The sequence below is a fragment of the Bradyrhizobium yuanmingense genome (genome assembly GCF_900094575.1).
GTDB classification, from domain to species: Bacteria; Pseudomonadota; Alphaproteobacteria; order Rhizobiales; family Xanthobacteraceae; genus Bradyrhizobium; species Bradyrhizobium yuanmingense.
The window spans coordinates 955,044-971,596 of sequence record NZ_FMAE01000001.1 but is presented as its reverse complement, the minus strand read 5'-3'; the positions used below and the strand labels follow the sequence as shown (position 1 = coordinate 971,596).

At 65.9% G+C, this 16,553-nt stretch carries 17 protein-coding genes; 8 read left to right on the top strand and 9 right to left on the bottom strand.

Features of this window, described 5'->3' with window-relative positions; all coding sequences use genetic code 11:
- Positions 1-7: 7 nt before the first annotated feature.
- Positions 8-787 (top strand): SDR family NAD(P)-dependent oxidoreductase, encoded by a 780-nt coding sequence (locus GA0061099_RS04405; RefSeq protein ID WP_036007160.1) that lies wholly within the window; start codon positions 8-10, stop codon positions 785-787.
- 152 nt (positions 788-939) lie between these two features.
- On the opposite strand, the gene GA0061099_RS04400 is transcribed toward GA0061099_RS04405, so the two are convergent.
- The 3 genes from GA0061099_RS04400 to GA0061099_RS04390 all read right to left on the bottom strand — a co-directional run bounded on the left by GA0061099_RS04400 (position 940) and on the right by GA0061099_RS04390 (position 4,768).
- The gene (locus GA0061099_RS04400) at positions 940-1,734 is read right to left on the bottom strand and encodes an IclR family transcriptional regulator (protein WP_036027370.1); all 795 of its coding nucleotides are present in this window, start codon (positions 1,732-1,734) and stop codon (positions 940-942) included.
- Between the two features lie 77 nt (positions 1,735-1,811).
- Positions 1,812-3,545 (bottom strand): FAD-dependent oxidoreductase, encoded by a 1,734-nt coding sequence (locus GA0061099_RS04395; RefSeq protein WP_036027369.1) that lies wholly within the window; start codon positions 3,543-3,545, stop codon positions 1,812-1,814.
- A gap of 8 nt (positions 3,546-3,553) precedes the next feature.
- On the bottom strand, positions 3,554-4,768 hold the full coding sequence (locus tag GA0061099_RS04390) for an ABC transporter substrate-binding protein (RefSeq protein WP_036027367.1): 1,215 nt from the start codon (positions 4,766-4,768) through the stop codon (positions 3,554-3,556).
- Between the two features lie 366 nt (positions 4,769-5,134).
- Here GA0061099_RS04390 and GA0061099_RS04385 point away from each other — a divergent pair, with 366 nt between their 5' ends.
- Positions 5,135-6,436 (top strand): MFS transporter, encoded by a 1,302-nt coding sequence (locus tag GA0061099_RS04385; RefSeq protein ID WP_036007173.1) that lies wholly within the window; start codon positions 5,135-5,137, stop codon positions 6,434-6,436.
- Here GA0061099_RS04385 and GA0061099_RS04380 read toward each other — a convergent pair.
- On the bottom strand, positions 6,425-7,987 hold the full coding sequence (locus GA0061099_RS04380; protein WP_050996015.1) for a glycosyl hydrolase family 79 N-terminal domain-containing protein: 1,563 nt from the start codon (positions 7,985-7,987) through the stop codon (positions 6,425-6,427). The genes GA0061099_RS04385 and GA0061099_RS04380 overlap by 12 nt on opposite strands.
- Before the next feature lie 310 nt (positions 7,988-8,297).
- On the opposite strand from GA0061099_RS04380, the gene GA0061099_RS04375 reads away from it, so the two are divergent.
- The 4 genes from GA0061099_RS04375 (at position 8,298) to GA0061099_RS04360 (ending at position 11,022) form a co-directional block, all read left to right on the top strand.
- Positions 8,298-8,759, top strand: a complete 462-nt coding sequence (locus GA0061099_RS04375; protein ID WP_036027364.1) for an Hsp20 family protein — start codon at positions 8,298-8,300, stop codon at positions 8,757-8,759.
- Between the two features lie 77 nt (positions 8,760-8,836).
- The gene (locus GA0061099_RS04370; protein ID WP_036027388.1) at positions 8,837-9,328 is read left to right on the top strand and encodes an Hsp20/alpha crystallin family protein; all 492 of its coding nucleotides are present in this window, start codon (positions 8,837-8,839) and stop codon (positions 9,326-9,328) included.
- An 87-nt stretch (positions 9,329-9,415) separates the two neighbouring features.
- Positions 9,416-9,751 (top strand): hypothetical protein, encoded by a 336-nt coding sequence (locus GA0061099_RS04365; RefSeq protein ID WP_074447551.1) that lies wholly within the window; start codon positions 9,416-9,418, stop codon positions 9,749-9,751.
- Positions 9,752-9,915: 164 nt separating this feature from the next.
- Positions 9,916-11,022 (top strand): trypsin-like peptidase domain-containing protein, encoded by a 1,107-nt coding sequence (locus GA0061099_RS04360; protein ID WP_081492970.1) that lies wholly within the window; start codon positions 9,916-9,918, stop codon positions 11,020-11,022.
- Between the two features lie 294 nt (positions 11,023-11,316).
- Here GA0061099_RS04360 and GA0061099_RS41035 read toward each other — a convergent pair whose 3' ends face one another.
- A complete protein-coding gene (locus GA0061099_RS41035) occupies positions 11,317-11,493 on the bottom strand; it encodes a hypothetical protein (protein WP_167361646.1) in 177 nt (58 codons plus the stop codon).
- Positions 11,490-11,708, bottom strand: coding sequence for a hypothetical protein (locus GA0061099_RS04355; protein WP_050996014.1), 219 nt, complete (start codon positions 11,706-11,708; stop codon positions 11,490-11,492). The genes GA0061099_RS41035 and GA0061099_RS04355 overlap by 4 nt, the downstream gene beginning before the upstream one ends.
- A gap of 191 nt (positions 11,709-11,899) precedes the next feature.
- Here GA0061099_RS04355 and GA0061099_RS04350 point away from each other — a divergent pair, with 191 nt between their 5' ends.
- On the top strand, positions 11,900-12,304 hold the full coding sequence (locus GA0061099_RS04350; RefSeq protein ID WP_074447550.1) for a hypothetical protein: 405 nt from the start codon (positions 11,900-11,902) through the stop codon (positions 12,302-12,304).
- A gap of 34 nt (positions 12,305-12,338) precedes the next feature.
- On the opposite strand, the gene GA0061099_RS04345 is transcribed toward GA0061099_RS04350, so the two are convergent.
- Both GA0061099_RS04345 and GA0061099_RS04340 read right to left on the bottom strand, forming a co-directional pair.
- Complete coding sequence (locus GA0061099_RS04345; RefSeq protein WP_036027346.1) at positions 12,339-13,190, bottom strand: HpcH/HpaI aldolase/citrate lyase family protein; 852 nt, start codon at positions 13,188-13,190, stop codon at positions 12,339-12,341.
- On the bottom strand, positions 13,190-13,678 hold the full coding sequence (locus GA0061099_RS04340; protein ID WP_420886519.1) for a MaoC family dehydratase: 489 nt from the start codon (positions 13,676-13,678) through the stop codon (positions 13,190-13,192). The genes GA0061099_RS04345 and GA0061099_RS04340 overlap by 1 nt, the downstream gene beginning before the upstream one ends.
- Before the next feature lie 106 nt (positions 13,679-13,784).
- On the opposite strand from GA0061099_RS04340, the gene GA0061099_RS04335 reads away from it, so the two are divergent.
- Positions 13,785-14,951 carry an acyl-CoA dehydrogenase family protein gene (locus GA0061099_RS04335; protein WP_036027344.1) on the top strand — a complete coding sequence of 389 codons (1,167 nt, stop codon included), beginning with the start codon at positions 13,785-13,787 and terminating at the stop codon, positions 14,949-14,951.
- 20 nt (positions 14,952-14,971) lie between these two features.
- Here GA0061099_RS04335 and GA0061099_RS04330 read toward each other — a convergent pair whose 3' ends face one another.
- Positions 14,972-16,546 carry an AMP-binding protein gene (locus GA0061099_RS04330; RefSeq protein WP_036027355.1) on the bottom strand — a complete coding sequence of 525 codons (1,575 nt, stop codon included), beginning with the start codon at positions 16,544-16,546 and terminating at the stop codon, positions 14,972-14,974.
- Between the last annotated feature and the right edge of the window lie 7 nt (positions 16,547-16,553).

Below are 16,553 nucleotides of genomic sequence, written 5' to 3'. Positions count from 1 at the left end.
TGAACCCATGAAACTATCCGGCAAGGTCGCCGCCATCACCGGCGCGGCGCGCGGCATCGGCAAGGCCTGCGCGAAGAGATTTTTGGACGACGGCGTCAAGGTCGTCATCTCCGACGTCGATGCCGAAGGCTTGGCTGCGACGGCCGCCGAGCTCGGGCGGCCGGATGCGTTGCGTACCGTCGTGGGCAACGTCGCCAGGCGTGCCGATGTCGATCAGCTGGTCGCGACCGCGGTGAAGGAGTTCGGCCGGCTCGACATCATGGTCAACAATGCCGGGGTCGCCCGCAACCGGGATATCCTCGATATCACCGAGCAGGAATTCGACGAGATCATCGGCATCAATTTGAAGGGCGCGTTCTTCGGCGTGCAGGCGGCGGCGAGGCAAATGATCGCGCAAGGCGGCGGCGGGGTCATCATCAACATGTCCTCGGTGAACGCGCTACTGGCGATCCCGGCGCTGGCGACCTACGCCATGTCCAAGGGCGGCATGAAGCAGCTGACATCGGTCGCCGCCGTCGCGCTGGCCCCGCACAACATTCGTGTCGTCGCGGTCGGGCCGGGCACGATCCTGACCGACATGGTGGCTTCCGCGATCTACACGTCCGAGGATGCGCGCAAGACCGTGCTGTCGCGCACGCCGGCGGGCCGCGGCGGCGAGCCGAGCGAGGTGGCCTCCGTCGTGGCCTTCCTTGCCAGCGACGATGCGTCCTATATCACTGGGCAGACGATCTATCCGGACGGCGGCCGACTGGTCCTGAACTACACGGTGCCGGTGAAGGAGAAGTAGGGGCGTTGTCGCCCCACTCTCGCTGTCATCGCCCGGCTTGACCGGGCGATCCAGTATTCCGAGGCGGTCGTGATTGAATCGATGGGCCGCGGCGTACTGGATTCCCCGCCTTCGCGGGGAATGACAGTCGTCGTGAGGCGGGCAGTCTGCCCTCACTCCGCCGCGACCGTCAACCCGTAACCCAGCCGCTTCGAGATGCCCCCCGCGCAGTCGCGCAGCGCGTGCGCGATCGGGCTGTCCCAGCGGGCATCAAAAGTGCCTTCCGGGCCCATCGCGGTGATGACCAGCGCGACGTGGCCGGAATGATCGAACACCGGCGCGGAGAACGCGTTGACGCCAGGCAGGGGATCGCCGAGCGCACGGGCGAGGCCGTGCTTGCGCACCTCGGTCAGCATCTCGGCGACCTTCGTGCCTTTCACAGCGCGCTTCGGGTTGTAGCCGACACCATGGCGATCGAGGCCGCTATCGAGCGCGGCGCTGATCGTCTTTTCCGGCAGGAAGGCTGCGAACGCGCGGCCGGTCGCGGTCTCCAGCAGCGCCATCACCGAGCCGACGCGCATCACGATGTGCACCGGCTGGGCCGGCTCTTCGAGCTGCACCACGGTCGGGCCGTGCGTGCCCCAGACCGCGAGCGAGACGGCGTGGCCGATCTGGCTCGCAAGGCCTGCGATCTTGGGCCGCGCGATGCGCACGCCGGAGAGGCGGCGCAGGCTGATCAGGCCGAGCTCCAGCGCCAGCGCGCCGATCTCGTAACGGCCGGTGCTCTCGTCCTGCTCGATCAGGCCGATGCGGGAGAAGCTGGCGAGATAGGGATGCGCCTTGGCCGGTGTCATGCCGGCCTCGCGGGCGAGATCGCGCAGCATCATCGGCTCGCCGCTGCGGGCGAGCGCGCGGAGCAATTCGCCGCCGACCTCGATCGACTGAATGCCGCGGCTCTCTCTCTTCATGCGCCTCCGATGCGCCTCGGTCGTTGTTTGAGCATGGTCTCTTCGGAAAACCGCTGCACACTTTTCCGGATCATGCTCTACGCCGCGTCGCGCTTGGCGGCGCTGTCGGCAAGATGTCTGCCGGCAATGTAGCCGAAGGTCAGCGCCGGCCCAAGCGTGATGCCGGCGCCCGGATAATTGCCGCCCATGATGCTCGCCATGTCGTTGCCGGCGGCATAGAGACCGGGAATCACCCGTCCTTCGGCATCGAGCGCCCGTGCGTTCGCGTCGGTGACGATGCCGGCATAGGTGCCGAGATCGCCGATCACCATCTTGATGGCGTAGAACGGTCCGTTCTCGATCGGTGCGACGCAGGGGTTGGGGCCGTGCAACGCATCGCCCTGGTAGCGGTTATAGGCCTTCGAGCCCTTGCCGAAAGCGGCGTCGCGTCCCAGCGGCGCCGTCTCATTGAACTGCCTGACCGTCTCGGCGAACGCCTTGGAATCGATCCCGGCTTTCGCCGCCAGCGCTTCCAACGTGTCGCCGCGCATGAGATAGCCGGTCTTCAAATGATGACCCAGCGGCATCGGAAACGGCGGCACGCAGCCGAGGCCGTATTTCCGCAGCGTCTTGTGATCGCAGACGAGAAATGCGGCGATCTCCTCGCCGGGCTTGGCGGCCTTGATCATGGCCTGGACGAAGTCGTGATAGGAATTGCCCTCATTGGCGAAACGCCTGCCGTCGCGCATCACCGCGATCACGCCGGGCTTGGCGCGATCGATGAAGTGCGGCATCACTCCCTTGGAGCCGTCCTTGCGCGTGGTCAGCGATACCGGCACCCAGGCCGCCGCGTTCGGCAGGCGGTCCTCGATGCGGCCGCCGGCGCCTTCTGCAAGGCGCAAGCCGTCGCCGGTATTGCCCGTAGGCCCGGGCGAATAATGCTCAACGCCGGTCGGCGCATGCGGGAACATCTTCCTGCGCCGCCCGACGTCATGCGGAAAGCCGCCGCAGGCGAGCACAACGCCCTGTCGTGCACGAACGCGCACCTCGCGTCCCTCGCGCGAGACGATGGCGCCGGTCACGGCGCCGTTCTCGACCGTCAGCTCGCGCACCGGCGAGGACAGCCACATCGGAATCTTCAGGTCGAGCGCTGACTTTGCGAGGCGGCCTGCGAGCGCATTGCCGTTGGTGAGCGTCATGCCGCGGCCATAGCGCAGCACGTCCATGAAATGCCGCGTCAGGCGCTTCGCGACATAGACCGCCGAGGTCAGCGACTTCGTCACCCGCATGAAGTGGATGATCTCCTTGCCGCTTCCCAACATCATGCCGAACACGGTGAGCTCGGGCAGCGGCATGCCGAGCGATTTGATGAGAATGCCGAGCTCGCGGCCGTCGAACGGGCGCGTCACCATGGAGCGGCCGCCCTGGGCACCGCCGGGCGCTTCCGCGTGATAATCGGGAAACACCAGCGGCATGTCGAAGCGCAGCGCCGTCTTGGTGGTGAAGAAATCGACCGCCTCGGGGCCGGCGCTCAGAAAGGCATCGACGCGTGCTGCGTCGTAATTGTTGCCCGCCTCATGCCGCAAATACGTGCGGGCCTGCTCCGGCGTCTCCTCGATGCCATATGCCTTTGCCAGCGACGTGCCGGGAATCCACAGCCAGCCGCCGGAGCGGGCGGTGGTGCCGCCGAAGCGCTGCTCCTTCTCGACGATCAGCACGTCGAGCCCGCGATAACGCGCGGTGATCGCGGCCGATATGCCGGAGCAACCCGATCCGGCCACGAGCACGTCGCACTCGTACGTCTCCATGGTGCCATGCTCGTTGCCAGCCATATCGGGCCTCACTTCTTCAGGAGCGGACATTTGGACTCGGAGACCGGACGGAAGGCGTCATCGCCCTTCACGGTCTTGACGATGTCCAGATAATCCCACGGCTCCTTGGACTGCGCGGGGGTCTTCACCTTGGCGAGATACATGTCGCGGATGACGCGGCCGTCCTCGCGCAACTTGCCGCCATGGACGAAGATATCCTCGATCGGCAGCTCGCGCATCTTCGCCATCGCCTTGGCGGAATCGTCGGTGCTGGCCGCCTTGATCGCCTTGAGATAGTGCAGCACCGCGCCGTAGACGCCGGTCTGAATCATGGTCGGCATCACCTTGGTGCGCTCGTAGAACTTCTTCGACCAGGCGCGCGTGGCCTCGTCCATGGCCCAGTAGGACGCCGTGGTCATGTAGGTGCCCTGCGCGGCCTTCAGGCCGATCGCGTGCACGTCGGTGTCGAACATCAACAGGCCGACCAGCTTCTGTCCACCCTGGACGAGGCCGAACTCGCCGGACTGCTTGATGGCGTTGTCGGTGTCCTGGCCGGCGTTGGCGAAGGCGACCACGTCGGATTTCGAACTCTGCGCCTGGAGCGCGAAGGAGGAGAAGTCGGCGGTGTTGGTCGGATGCCTGACGCCGCCGAGCACCTTGCCGCCCATCTCGTTGACGAAGCGCGTGGCGTCCTTCTCGAGTTGATGGCCGAAGGCATAATCCGCGGTGATGAAGTACCAGGACTTGCCGCCTTCCTTGATCACGGCGGAAGCCGTCACCTTCGAGAGCGCATAGGTGTCGTAGGTGAAATGTACGGTGTTCGGGCTGCACAGCTCGTCGGTCAGCGAGCTCGCGCCGGGGCCGGAGAGCAGGGCGACTTTGCCGCGCTCGCGCACCATGTTGTGCACGGCGATCGCGATGCCGGAATTGGGGATGTCGACGACGGCGTCGACCTTGCCGTTGTCGAACCAGCCGCGGACGATCTGAACGCCGACGTCCGTCTTCATCTGGTGGTCGGCGCTGATGATCTCGATCGGCTTGCCGAGCACGGTCGGCCCGAATTCCTCCACGGCCATCTTTGCGGCCTCGACCGAGCCCGGCCCAGAGTTGTCGCGGCCCCAGCTCGACAGGTCCGTCAGCACGCCGATCCGCACCGCGTCGTCGGACACTTGCGCGCTGGCACCTGTGGTCATGGCAGCCGAAGTCATGGCCGCGAGCACGGCGCAGGCCAGAAGCCCTCTCATTATCGTTTCCTCTCTTTTTGGCCGCTTGGTGCGGCAGGGTCGTTGTGGAGGGAAATTAGATAATGGAGAATTAGTTTGTCAATGGCGAATAACGGCTGTCGGGCCGGTTCCACGATGGCCGGGTGATGCCCCTTAAGGAGCGCTCCTGCCTCAACACCCGTCATTGCGAGCGAAGCGAAGCAATCCAGAGTCTTTCCGCGGAGGCGGTCTGGATTGCTTCGTCGCAAGGGCTCCTCGCAATGACGGGTGGTGCGCGACCTGCGCACAAATCCCGCGCCGTAATCCTGTGGGAGGCAACACCTCCACAGATTGCAGCCGTCACAAGGTTTGGCCATGATGCCGTCCGGAATCCTTTTAGGGCAGGGCATGACGACAGCAACGGGGGTCTCCGCTTCCGCGGAAAGATCGACGACGGCGCATGTGGTGTGGGCGAGTGCGCTCGGCACCGCGATCGAGTGGTACGATTTCCTGATCTACGGCACGGCGGCGGCGCTGGTCTTCAACAAGCTGTTCTTCCCGAGCTTCGATCCCTTTGTCGGCACGCTGGCGGCATTCTCGACCTATGCGGTCGGTTTCGTCGCGCGGCCGATCGGCGGCGCCATCATCGGGCATTACGGCGACCGGCTCGGCCGCAAGACCATGCTGGTTGCGACCATGATCGCGATGGGGCTCGGCACCTTCCTGATCGGCTGCCTGCCGACCTACGATCAGATCGGCGTCTGGGCCCCGATCCTGCTCGTGATCCTTCGTTTCGTTCAGGGCATCGGGCTCGGGGGCGAGTGGAGCGGCGCGGTCGTGATGGTGATCGAGCACGCCGGCAATCGCCGCGGCTTCTACGGCAGCCTGGTGCAGGTCGGCTTTCCCGTCGGCGTCGCCGCCTCCACCGGCATCTTCGCCCTGATGACGAAGCTGCCCGAGGCGGACTTCCTCAGCTGGGGCTGGCGCGTGCCGTTCCTGATCAGCATTCTGCTGGTCGGCGTCGGCTTCATCGTGCGGCTCAAGCTCGCCGAGACGCCTCACTTCAAGGAGATCGTCGAGCGCAAGGAGGTGCTGGCGCAGCCGGCCCTCGAAGTGCTGCGCCGCGACTGGCGCAGCTTTCTGCTCGCGATCGGCATCACGGTATCGGAGGTCGGGCTCGCTTATCTCCTCACCGTGTTCACGGTGGTTTACGCGACGACCAAGCTCGGCCTGCCCCGGCAGGTGATCCTGGATGCGGTGGTCTATGCCGCGATCGTCGAGTTCGCGACGCTGCCGCTTGCCGGCTGGCTGTCCGACATCTTCGGACGCAAGGCGCTGTATCTGGCCGGCGGCGTGTTCTCGGTGGCGTTGGCGTTTCCGCTGTTCTGGTTCCTCGATACCAGGGAGCCGGCGCTGATCACGCTTGCGCTCGTCGTCACGATGACGCTCACCCATGCGCTGCTGTTCGGGCCGAAGGCCGCGTTCATGCCGGAGCTGTTTCGCACCCAGGTGCGCTACAGCGGTGCCTCGCTCGGCGCCAACGTCGCGGCGGCGCTCAGCGGCGGCTTCTCGCCGCTGATCGCGGCTGCGCTGCTGGCTTGGGCCGGCTCCTACTGGGCGGTGTCGGTCTACATCGTCGCGCTGTCGGTCATCACGATCGTCGCGACGCTGCTGGCGCCGGAGACGGCGCGGGGCCCGCTAAGATCCTGAGCGTCGGGACAAGCAAGCCGGACTTGCAGCGTTCGGAAACACCAGGAAGGTGATGGTCGTCGGCGCAAGCCTGACTGCTCCCGGCGGTGCTGCGCGTGCCTCGAGCCGGGGCAGCTGGCCCTCAGGGGTCAGCGTGAGCCTCTTGCCGTTCAACTGCACAATCGTACCCTGCAACTGCGCTGCGTGCAGCGTGTACCGCTCGGCGGAATCCGGCAGCGATAGCGTGCGCGATGTGCCGCGCGAGGTGTTGATTGCGAGCAGCGACACCGCGCCTGTCGTGGCTGGGTGGCAATGCGCGTAAAGATGGAGATCGCGCGCAGCAGGTTTGCCTGCGTCGAGCACGATCGTTCCCATCAGCCGGCGCCAGAGCAGCGCGGCCCAATAGCTCGGCCGCGGCCGGAACGTTGTTTCGTCGAGCAGGCCGTAATCGCTGGCAGCCAGCGTGTTGTGCATCACCACTTGGACGCCGGCCTTCGCCAGGCGTCCGAGCTGGTCGAGATAGCGGAACGTGTCCAGAAAAGTCCGGTCCCATAAGCCGCCGCCGCAGGCGGCATCAGCCGTCTCGGTCAGCCAGATCGGCTTGCCCGGCTCGAATGCGTTGCGCAGCGCCTGGTAGGTCCGGAGTGTCGTATCCGTGCGCGCCAGCCATTGCTCCGAGAGGGCCTGCGCCGGATCGTCGTGCCCGCCGCAGCGCGGTGAGATCGTGTTGTAATGGTGATAGGAGAATCGATCGACGCCGGGACCGGATGCGGCAAGCAGGTCCCGCGTGGTGAGCCCCGCTCCGGACGGCGATGGTGCATCGCCGACCGAGCCGGGACCGAGGATCAGCGTCTCCGGTGCGGCGCGCCGCATCCACTCGCGAAAGACCTTGAAGTCGCGGCCATACGCGGCCGCGTCATAGCCCGCCGGTGCACCGCCCGTCGCTGCGAGCGTCGGCTCGTTCATGAATTCGGCGGCGGCGATGCGCCCACCCAGAGCGCGCGTGGTGTCGACCAGATGCTGCGCCTGATCCGGCTTCCATATGCCGTGGTCATCGCGGCTGCCGGGACTGATCGCAAAGGAGGTGACGATCTCCGCATCGACGGCATGCGCGAACTCCACGACGCCGCGCCACTGCGCTCGGCTGAGCACCGTGTTGAATCCCGGCGGTGGCTCTCCCGGCGTCTCGGCGAAGAACGTCGCATTGGCCCAGGTGCCGCTCACGCGCAGATAGGCCGGCGACAACGCGGCGGCGAGCAGGCGCAGTCGCGCATTGGCAAGATCGATCGGCGGCCGCGCGCTGTAACGATCCCGTTCGTCGAAGCCACGTGCGGTTCGCGGATAAGGCTTCCAGAACCGTCCGCCGGTCACCTCCACCATCTCGATGTTGTAGGATTGAAAGCGCGCATCGATCGTTCCGAGCGTCTTTAGCCCGGCAGGCGAGATGGCAATGTCGTCGGCCTGCGCCGCAAAGGTGGTTGCGGCGGCCAGCAGGGCAATCGCGCCGGCCGTGCGACCGGCCGGACGCGGTCGGGTCCCTGGTCTGCGGTGTGCTGCCGCCTGGTTCGTCATGCGCGTTGCCCCGGGGCCAGACGCGCGGAGGCAACCTGGCCTTACCCTCGACCCGCCCATTTAACCCCTTTTTTACCTTGCCGTTGCCGCCGAGTGCGTCCGGGCTCGGCGGACCATCGATGGGGTCGAAAAAAAATCCGTTGGCCCCTCTTGAAACCGGTTTGCGGTTTTCTAAGTCGTTTTTCGCCGCGAGAGCGGTGTGTCGGATGCCAACCGGGTCCGGCACGGGCGCCGGGTTGGTCTTTCGGACCCGTCTGAAATCCCGCCTTGCGCTCCTTCGTATCCATCTTGCTCTCAGGAGGACTTGGTTATGAGGACCAGCTTTGACTTTGCGCCGCTGTGGCGCTCCACCATCGGCTTCGACCACCTGGCCGACCTCGTCGACAGCACGCTGCGCCAGGCGACCGAGGACAATTATCCCCCCTACAACATCGAGCGTTCCGGCGAAGACCACTACCGGATCAGCCTTGCGGTGGCAGGCTTCGGCGTCAGCGACATCACCGTGATGGCCGAACAGAACGCGCTCACCATCGAGGGCAGGAAGCCAGAGACCGCCGCGCGGGAATATTTGTACCAGGGCATCGCCGCGCGTCCGTTCCGGCGCGTGTTCAACCTCGCCGACTATGTCCAGGTGAAGCAGGCCTCGTTCCAGGACGGGCTCCTGATCATCGACCTCGTCCGCGAGGTTCCGGAAGCCATGAAGCCGCGTCGCATTCCGATCGCGGGCGGCGCTCCTGCGGCAACGCAGATCGAGCAGAAGAAAGCAGCCTGATCGCTCGATCGAACAGGTAGCGGAACGCGGCGCGCGCGTGCGCGGGCCGCGCTTTCCGATGCATGAAGGAGGGTACCATGGCTTTTCGTGATCTCATTCCCTGGTCGAAAAACCAGGAGCTTGCGCCGGCGCGCGACAATTTCGATCCGTTCCTGACGCTTCACCGCGAGATGAACCGTCTGTTCGACGATGTCTTCCGCGGCTTCGGGGCGACCAGCCTGTCGCCGCTGATGGAGGGCCGTTTCGGCTGGCCGAAGGTCGAGCTCAGCGAGACCGACAAGACGCTGACCGTCTCGGCCGAGCTTCCCGGCCTGACGGAGAAGGACGTTCAGGTCGAGATCGCCAATGGCGTGCTGACCGTCCGCGGCGAGAAGAAGGCGGAGCGCAAGGGCGAAGGCAGGTTCTTCACCGAGTGCTATTACGGCGCCTTCGAACGGCAGATTCCGCTGGAGGGTGTCGAGGAGGACAAGGCAGAGGCGTCGTTTAGGAATGGCGTCCTGACCGTGTCGCTGCCGAAATCGGAGAAGGCACGCGAAGGCGTCAAGCGCATCGCGATCAATACGCACTAACGTCAGGTGAGACGGCGGCGATGTGGCGCCGCCGTCTCATCGTCAACAAGCCGTCCCCCTGGAAAGGAGCATGTGGGAGACCCATCGATGACCAACGTGAATACCAGTTCCGGCACTCTCAATCCGCTGTTTCATCCTGCCGCCCACTACGACTCGCCTGCCGACGTCCTGAATGCCGAGGAGCTCTCGTCGCCCGAGAAGCGCGTCATCCTGTCGTCCTGGGCATCGGACATGTATGCGGTCGAATCCTGTCCCGCCTTGCGCGAGATTCCCGGCATGAGCCACACGGTCCGGCTCGCCGACATTCTGGCCGCCTTGCGCAAGCTCGACGGCGACAATGACAATGATGATCCGCCGCGGGGCGGCGGCGTGCCGATGCGGCTGCGGCGGCCATGGGCCGCCGCAGAAGGGCAGGCGGCATGATAGTCACGCCCACCGTCCTCGCTCTCGTGCTGCTCGGTCAGGCCGCGGCAGCCTGGACTGTCCCGCTTCTGGCCCTGCAAGGCTGGATCGTCGCGTCAGGCGACGAAGGCTGAAGCCACGAAGGTTTCGAAACTCCCCACAACACAAGCGGCAGGGTGACGATGATGAATGCTGTGCGTCTGCTGTTCCTGGCCTTGCTGATGCTGACGCTCACGGCGTCGCAGCCTGCCGCCGGCCAGATCCCGGATGTGAAGACCGGCGGCCCGGTGCCGACCCTGGCGCCGCTGGTGCGCCAGGTGACGCCCGCCGTGGTCAACATCTCCGTGCACGGCCGCGTGCGCGAGGACAATCCGCTCTATCGCGATCCGCTGTTTCGCGAGTTCTTCGACGTTCCCCGGCAGATCGAGAAGGAGGTCAATGCGACCGGCTCCGGGGTGATCGTCGACGCCCAGCGCGGCTATGTGCTGACCAACAATCACGTGGTCGAGGGCACATCCGCCGTTCAGATCACGACCAAGGACGGCCGGCAGTTCTCCGCCAAGGTGATCGGCCGTGATCCGCCCACGGATGTCGCGGTGCTCCAGGTTCAGAACCCGGTCGGGCTCAAGGCGCTTGCCTTCGGCGACAGCGACGGGCTCGATGTCGGCGATTTCGTCCTCGCGATCGGCAATCCCTTCGGCCTCGGCCAGACCGTGACCTCGGGGCTCGTCAGCGCGCTGGGCCGCACCGGCCTCGGCAAGCAGGGCTATGAGGATTTCATCCAGACCGACGCGGCGATCAATCCCGGCAATTCCGGCGGCGCGCTGGTCAGCCTGCGCGGCGAGCTCGTCGGTATCAACTCGGCGATCATCTCGCCCGCGGGCGGCAATGTCGGCATCGGCTTTGCCATTCCGGTCAACATGGCGCGCAAGGTGATGGAGCAGATCATCGTGAGCGGCCGGGTCGAGCGCGGCCGCATCGGCATTTCGCTGAAGGACCTGCATCCGTCGGTCAACAAGGGATTGAATCAGGGCGCCGTCATCGCCGAGATCGCGGCGGATTCGCCCGCAGAGAAGGCCGGCCTGCGCAAGGGCGATGTCGTGACCGGCGCCGACGACCGCCCGATCCGCACTGCCGCCCAGCTCCGCAACACGATCGGCCTGGCGCGGATCGGCGAGGACGTGAAGCTCACGCTGCTGCGCAACGGTGCGCCGTTCACCGCCACCGTGAGAGTGGCGCCCGCAGCCGAGCCGAGCAGCGCGCTCGCAGGCCCCAACCGCCTCGTCCGCTGAAACGAATGCACAGGGACGAACCGCGGAAGCGGTTCGTCCCTGCGACGGCAGGGCTATGGCATATGACTTGTGATGGCGGTCGTTGCGCACGCCTCGTCCTTCGAGACGGCGCTTACGCGCCTCCTCAGGATGAGGCTCATCAGCGTCAGTGCCTCTTGAAACTGCAGCCACACACTCCGTCCTCATCCTGAGGAGCCCGCCTCAAGCGGGCGTCTCGAAGGATGGCCGCAGGGGAGAGCTCTCAAATGCGATAGCCCTCCCTGCGACGGTGCCGGGGAGGCGTGATCTCCCGGCTCAGGCGGCGCGGTTGTCCCATCCGCCTTGCAGGTCGCGGATCAGCCGCCGCTCGCGTTCGATGCGCTGGCGATAGAGCTCGCGCTCATGCTCGCTCTTGGCGCTGGCAAGAAGCAGCTCGTAATGGCCGATGACCTTCTCGCTGCCGCGGATGAGCAGGTCGCGTTGGCTGTTCATTGCGCCATCCCCAACGCGTTCGCCGGCGCTTTGGCGGCGCGGAAGCTGACGGGAAAGGTGGTGGCGGTCAGGCCATCGAGCGCCGATTGCTCTTCGGCTAGGCGCCTCTCGATGAACTGGCGCTCCAGCTGCGACAACCTGGTCTTCAGCAGGCGCCGGTAGCGGTGGATGTTGTTGCGGTGCGCACGAATGCGGGCCAGATTCTCATCGAGCATCGTCGTCTCTCCAGACGGTCGCGTTAGATCCTTTGGTTGTGCGAGGATGAGAAGATCTCTCTTCTCGGCGAAAAAATAATCAGCGAGCGAGCGGTGTCAAGATGTTCGCGCGATTGCCTTTTGTTGGCCGGCAAGCGAACCTCGTATGGCCATATTTGAGCAGGAGTGATCTTCGCGAGGGAGGCGCTCCGATGACCAAGGCACTGATCATAGCTGTCGCAATGCTGGCTTGCGTGCCCGCGAGCGCGCTCGCGCAGGAGCGCGCGGGCGATGCGGCGCTTGGTGCGGTCTCGGGTGCGGTCGTGCTGGGGCCGGTCGGTGCGGTCGCCGGCGCCTTGATCGGCTACACGGCCGGACCTTCGATCGCCCGGTCCTGGGGCCTGCGAGGCTCGCAGTCGGCCAGGCACCGGCAGCCGCCGCCACGTCGCGCCGCCGCGACCGGCAGCCCGTCGCGCACGCGCGAGGCGATGGCCGCCAACGGCCAGATGAGAGCTGCCGGCAATCCGGCTCCGCCGCCGGTCCAGGCTCCGCCGGTTCAAGCCGCCCCTGCCGCGCCGGCGCATTCCCCGGCACCACCCGTTCAGGGATTCGACTGAGGCCGGCAGCTCCAAGCCGCAGCCTACGCCCGATCTAGGCCTCGCCGAGAATTTTCTTCGCGGCGCGAAGGTGCGGCTTGTCGATCATCTGGCCGTCGAGCCGCAGCGTGCCGGAATTGGGATTGCTCGCGAACGCCGCGATCACCTTCTCCGCCCAGGCGCGCTCGGCCTCCGTCGGTGCGAAGGCCGCGTTGACGATGTCGACATGCTTGGGGTGGATCAGCGCCTTGGCCGAAAAGCCGTCGCGCCGCGCCGCGCGCGTCTCCTGCTCGAGGCCGGCGAGATTGTCGATGTCGGTGTAGACAGTGTCGATCGGCGCGACCTCGGCCGCGGCCGCCGCCATCAGGCAGAGATCGCGCGCCAGGCGATAGGGGCTGTGGAACACGCCGCCGCTCGCCTTCTCGGTGGCGCCGAGCGAGGCGGAGAGATCCTCCGCGCCCCACATCAGCCCAGTGAGGCGAGGGGAGCAGCCCTTGTAGCTGCCGAGCCCGAAGATCGAGCCGGCGGTCTCCGTCGCGACGCAGACGATGCGGGTCGAACCGATCGCGATTCCGGACGCGGCTTCCAAAGCCTCGAGCCAGGTCGCGACCTGACGCACGTCGTCGCCCCCTTGCGATTTCGGCAGCACGATGCCGTCAGGCCTGCCCGGCATGATCGCGGCGAGATCGGCCAGCGTCAGTCCGGTGTCGAGCGCGTTGACACGGACATAGAGCTGATGCGCGCCGGGGCGGCTCTTCAGCATCGAGAGCGTGAGCTCACGCGCCTCCGCCTTCTTCTCGGCGACGACGGAATCCTCGAGGTCGATGATCAGCGCGTCGGCCTTGCCTTCGCTCGCCTTCTCGAATTTGCGCGGGGAATCGCCCGGCACGAACAGCATCGAACGCATCAGACCGGCCTCTTGTGCATCATCGCCATGCGGCGGCATTTGCCGACGATCTCGTCGTTCTGGTTGAGGGCATGGTGCTCGAACTCGACGATGCCGGCCTTGGGCCGCGATCTGGATTCCCGCACCGAGAGCACCTTTGTCGTGGCCCGCAACGTGTCGCCATGGAAGACCGGCTTCGGAAAGGTGACGTCGGTCATGCCGAGATTGGCGACGGTGGTGCCCAAGGTCGTATCATAGACCGTCATGCCGATCATGATGCCGAGGGTGTAAAGGCTGTTGAAAATGCGCTGGCCGAACTCGGTCTTCGCGGCGAAATGCGCGTCGATGTGTAGGGGCTGCGGGTTGAGCGTCAGCAGGCTGAATAGGGTGTTGTCCATCTCCGTGACGGTCCGGGTCAGCGGATGCCTGAACTCCTGGCCCACGGAAAAGTCCTCGAAATATAGTCCGGCCATCGCGGTTTCCTCCTCACGAAATAACGTCGCGCGCATAATGTCGCGCCGCATGACCCCATGCATGGTTGGCACACTTCGCGGGCAAATTCACGTATCTGCCTGCGGTTTTTCGAGCTAAAGAACGCGAAGGGAGGTCAAGACCATGGATTTCGCGCTCACCGATCAGCAGGAAGCCATTCGCGACGCCATCGCCAAGATCTGCGAAGGCTTTCCCGACGCCTATTGGCTGAAGAAGGACCACGACGGCGGCTTCCCGCACGACTTCCATAAGGCGCTGGCGGATGCCGGCTGGCTCGGCATCTGCGTGCCGGAAGAATATGGCGGCTCCGGGCTCGGCATCACCGAAGCTGCGATCATGATGCGCACCATCGCCGAGTCGGGCGCCGGCATGTCCGGTGCCTCGGCGGTGCACATCAACGTGTTCGGGCTCAACCCCGTCGTCGTGTTCGGCACCGAGGAGCAGCGCAGGCGCATGCTGCCGCCGATGGTCGAGGGCCGCGAAAAGGCGTGCTTCGCTGTCACCGAGCCGAACACCGGCCTCAACACGACCCAGCTCAAGACCCGCGCGGTCGCCAAGAACGACCGCTACATCGTCAATGGTCAGAAGGTGTGGATCTCGACGGCGCAGGTCGCGCACAAGATTTTGCTGCTGGCGCGCACCACGCCGCTGGAGGAGGTGCGCTCGCCGACCCACGGCCTCAGCCTGTTCTACACCGATTTCGACCGCAACAGAATCAAGGTCCACGAGATCGAGAAGATGGGCCGCAAGATCGTCGATTCCAACGAGCTGTTCTTCGAGGACTTCGAGATCCCGATGGACGATCGCATCGGCGAGGAGGGGAAAGGCTTCGAGTACATCCTCGAAGGCATGAACCCCGAGCGCATCCTGATTGCCGCGGAAGCCGTCGGCCTCGGCAAGCTCGCGCTGTCGCGCGCGACCGAATACGCCAAGACGCGAATCGTGTTCAATCGTCCGATCGGCAAGAACCAAGGCATCCAGCATCCGCTCGCGGTGAACTGGGTCGAGCTCGAGGCGGCCTGGCTGATGGTGATGTCGGCGGCCTGGCAATACGACAAGGGCATGCCGTGCGGCGCAGCGGCGAACGCGGCGAAGTATCTGGCTGGAGAAGCGGGCTTCTCGGCCTGCGAGCAGGCGGTGATGACCCATGGCGGCTTCGGCTACGCCAAGGAATTCCACGTCGAGCGCTATTTGCGCGAGGTGCTGATCCCGCGCATCGCGCCGGTCAGCCCGCAGCTCGCGCTCAGCTTCATCGCGGAAAAGGTGCTGGGGCTCGCCAAATCGTACTGAACAAGTCGTACTGAGCGAGTCTATTCCGCGGCGATCCGTTCCATCGCCATGGCGCGAAGCCTGGCGCGCTGGATCTTCACGCCGTTGGCGCTGTCGGTGACTGGGAAGGCGTCCACGACATAGATCCGCGCCGGCACCTTGTAGCCGGCAAGCCGCTCGCGCAGACGCGCGATCAGCGTCTCCTGCATGGGCGGCTCGTTTGTCGGGATCACGAAGGCGACGCAGCGCGCCTGGCCTTTGAGATCGACCGCGACGACCTGGGCGTCGGCGACGCCGGCGCAGGATTTGAGCTCGTCCTCGATCTCCCCGGGCGCGACCAGGAAGCCGCCGAGCCGCATCGCATCGCCGGCGCGGGTCTCGTAGACGAACGACCCGTCGCCGCGCAGCCGGCCGATGTCGCCGGTGCGGAAGAAGCCGTCGGGGCTGATCGCCTCGCGCGTCGCTTCGGGATTGTTGAAATAGCCGAGGAAGCGCGAGGGCGCGCTGATCTCGATCTCCCCGGAGACGCCGCTGGCCGCAAGTTCTCCGGTCTCGACATCGCGCACGCGGACTTTCGCCTTCGGCGACATCGGCGAGCCGCCGCCCTCGATCCGATCGGCAAAGGCATCACTGAGGCGCCCAATCGAGAACAGCGCCTGCACCTCGCTCGAGCCGTAGAGGCCGAACAGCTTCATGCCGCGCGCTTCGGCCTCGGCGGCCAGCTCGCGCCAGCCGGGCTGGAACGCAGCGAAGCCGCAGACTTCGAGATGCGGGAACGGGCGCGGCGCATCGGTGAGCGCAAGGATGCGCCGGAACATCTCGTCCGAGCCGAACGAATGCGTGATCCCCTGCGTGCTGAGGATCTTCAGCGCCGTCGCCGCCTCGAAGGCATCGAGCACATGAATGGTTGCGCCGGCTGCGAGGAAGCCGAGCAGGCTCGTCATGCCGAACGTGCCGCAGAACGGCAGCATCGCCAGCAGCGAATGACGGCGGTGGTCGAGCTGGAGCGCCTGGGCGACGGAGGCGGCGTGCGTCGCCAGCGTCGCTTGCGAATGCGCGACCAGCTTCGGCCCCTTGGTGGTGCCCGACGTGGTGTAGAGCAGCACGGGCAGGTCGACATCATCCTGGGGCGGCGGAGCCAGCGGGTAAGGCGTCTCGAACGCATCGAACCGCACGCAGGGCCAGCGCGCCGGGATCGCATCGGCGCCGACCACAGCAAGCCGTTGCAGCGCGGGCACCTCGGCCTCGGTGACATCGGCGAGGATGGCGGCAAAGTCGATCGCGCGGAATGCCGCCTCGACCACCATGAGCTTCGCGCCTGATAGTTTCAGCAGGTGCGCGACCTCTGCGCTGCGGTAGCGCGTATTGACGGCGGCGACGACCGCGCCGAGCCGTGCCGCGGCGAACAGCAGCGCGAGCCATTCGACCCGGTTGACCAGCCAGACCGCGACGACGTCGCCCTTGCCGATGCCTTGCGCGGCAAGCCAGGCGGCGGTCTGCTCGATCTTCGCCGAGAATTCCGCGCGAGAGACAGCCTTGCCGTCGAAGACCAGGGCAGGGTCGGCGGCGGTCTCGATCCGGAGCAGCGATTGCAGCGAAAAATCGTTGGCACTCATGGCCATC

What these genes read in the sequence shown, in the direction of transcription:
- GA0061099_RS04330 (WP_036027355.1), bottom strand. Translation starts at nt 16,546, where the DNA reads ATGAGTGCCAACGATTTTTCGCTGCAATCGCTGCTCCGGATCGAGACC.
- GA0061099_RS41035 (WP_167361646.1), bottom strand. Translation starts at nt 11,493, where the DNA reads ATGAACAGCCAACGCGACCTGCTCATCCGCGGCAGCGAGAAGGTCATC.
- GA0061099_RS04360 (WP_081492970.1), top strand. Translation starts at nt 9,916, where the DNA reads ATGAATGCTGTGCGTCTGCTGTTCCTGGCCTTGCTGATGCTGACGCTC.
- GA0061099_RS04350 (WP_074447550.1), top strand. Translation starts at nt 11,900, where the DNA reads ATGACCAAGGCACTGATCATAGCTGTCGCAATGCTGGCTTGCGTGCCC.
- GA0061099_RS04375 (WP_036027364.1), top strand. Translation starts at nt 8,298, where the DNA reads ATGAGGACCAGCTTTGACTTTGCGCCGCTGTGGCGCTCCACCATCGGC.
- GA0061099_RS04345 (WP_036027346.1), bottom strand. Translation starts at nt 13,190, where the DNA reads ATGCGTTCGATGCTGTTCGTGCCGGGCGATTCCCCGCGCAAATTCGAG.
- GA0061099_RS04335 (WP_036027344.1), top strand. Translation starts at nt 13,785, where the DNA reads ATGGATTTCGCGCTCACCGATCAGCAGGAAGCCATTCGCGACGCCATC.
- GA0061099_RS04385 (WP_036007173.1), top strand. Translation starts at nt 5,135, where the DNA reads ATGACGACAGCAACGGGGGTCTCCGCTTCCGCGGAAAGATCGACGACG.
- GA0061099_RS04380 (WP_050996015.1), bottom strand. Translation starts at nt 7,987, where the DNA reads ATGACGAACCAGGCGGCAGCACACCGCAGACCAGGGACCCGACCGCGT.
- GA0061099_RS04355 (WP_050996014.1), bottom strand. Translation starts at nt 11,708, where the DNA reads ATGCTCGATGAGAATCTGGCCCGCATTCGTGCGCACCGCAACAACATC.
- GA0061099_RS04395 (WP_036027369.1), bottom strand. Translation starts at nt 3,545, where the DNA reads ATGGCTGGCAACGAGCATGGCACCATGGAGACGTACGAGTGCGACGTG.
- GA0061099_RS04400 (WP_036027370.1), bottom strand. Translation starts at nt 1,734, where the DNA reads ATGAAGAGAGAGAGCCGCGGCATTCAGTCGATCGAGGTCGGCGGCGAA.
- GA0061099_RS04405 (WP_036007160.1), top strand. Translation starts at nt 8, where the DNA reads ATGAAACTATCCGGCAAGGTCGCCGCCATCACCGGCGCGGCGCGCGGC.
- GA0061099_RS04365 (WP_074447551.1), top strand. Translation starts at nt 9,416, where the DNA reads ATGACCAACGTGAATACCAGTTCCGGCACTCTCAATCCGCTGTTTCAT.
- GA0061099_RS04370 (WP_036027388.1), top strand. Translation starts at nt 8,837, where the DNA reads ATGGCTTTTCGTGATCTCATTCCCTGGTCGAAAAACCAGGAGCTTGCG.
- GA0061099_RS04390 (WP_036027367.1), bottom strand. Translation starts at nt 4,768, where the DNA reads ATGAGAGGGCTTCTGGCCTGCGCCGTGCTCGCGGCCATGACTTCGGCT.
- GA0061099_RS04340 (WP_420886519.1), bottom strand. Translation starts at nt 13,678, where the DNA reads ATGCGCGCGACGTTATTTCGTGAGGAGGAAACCGCGATGGCCGGACTA.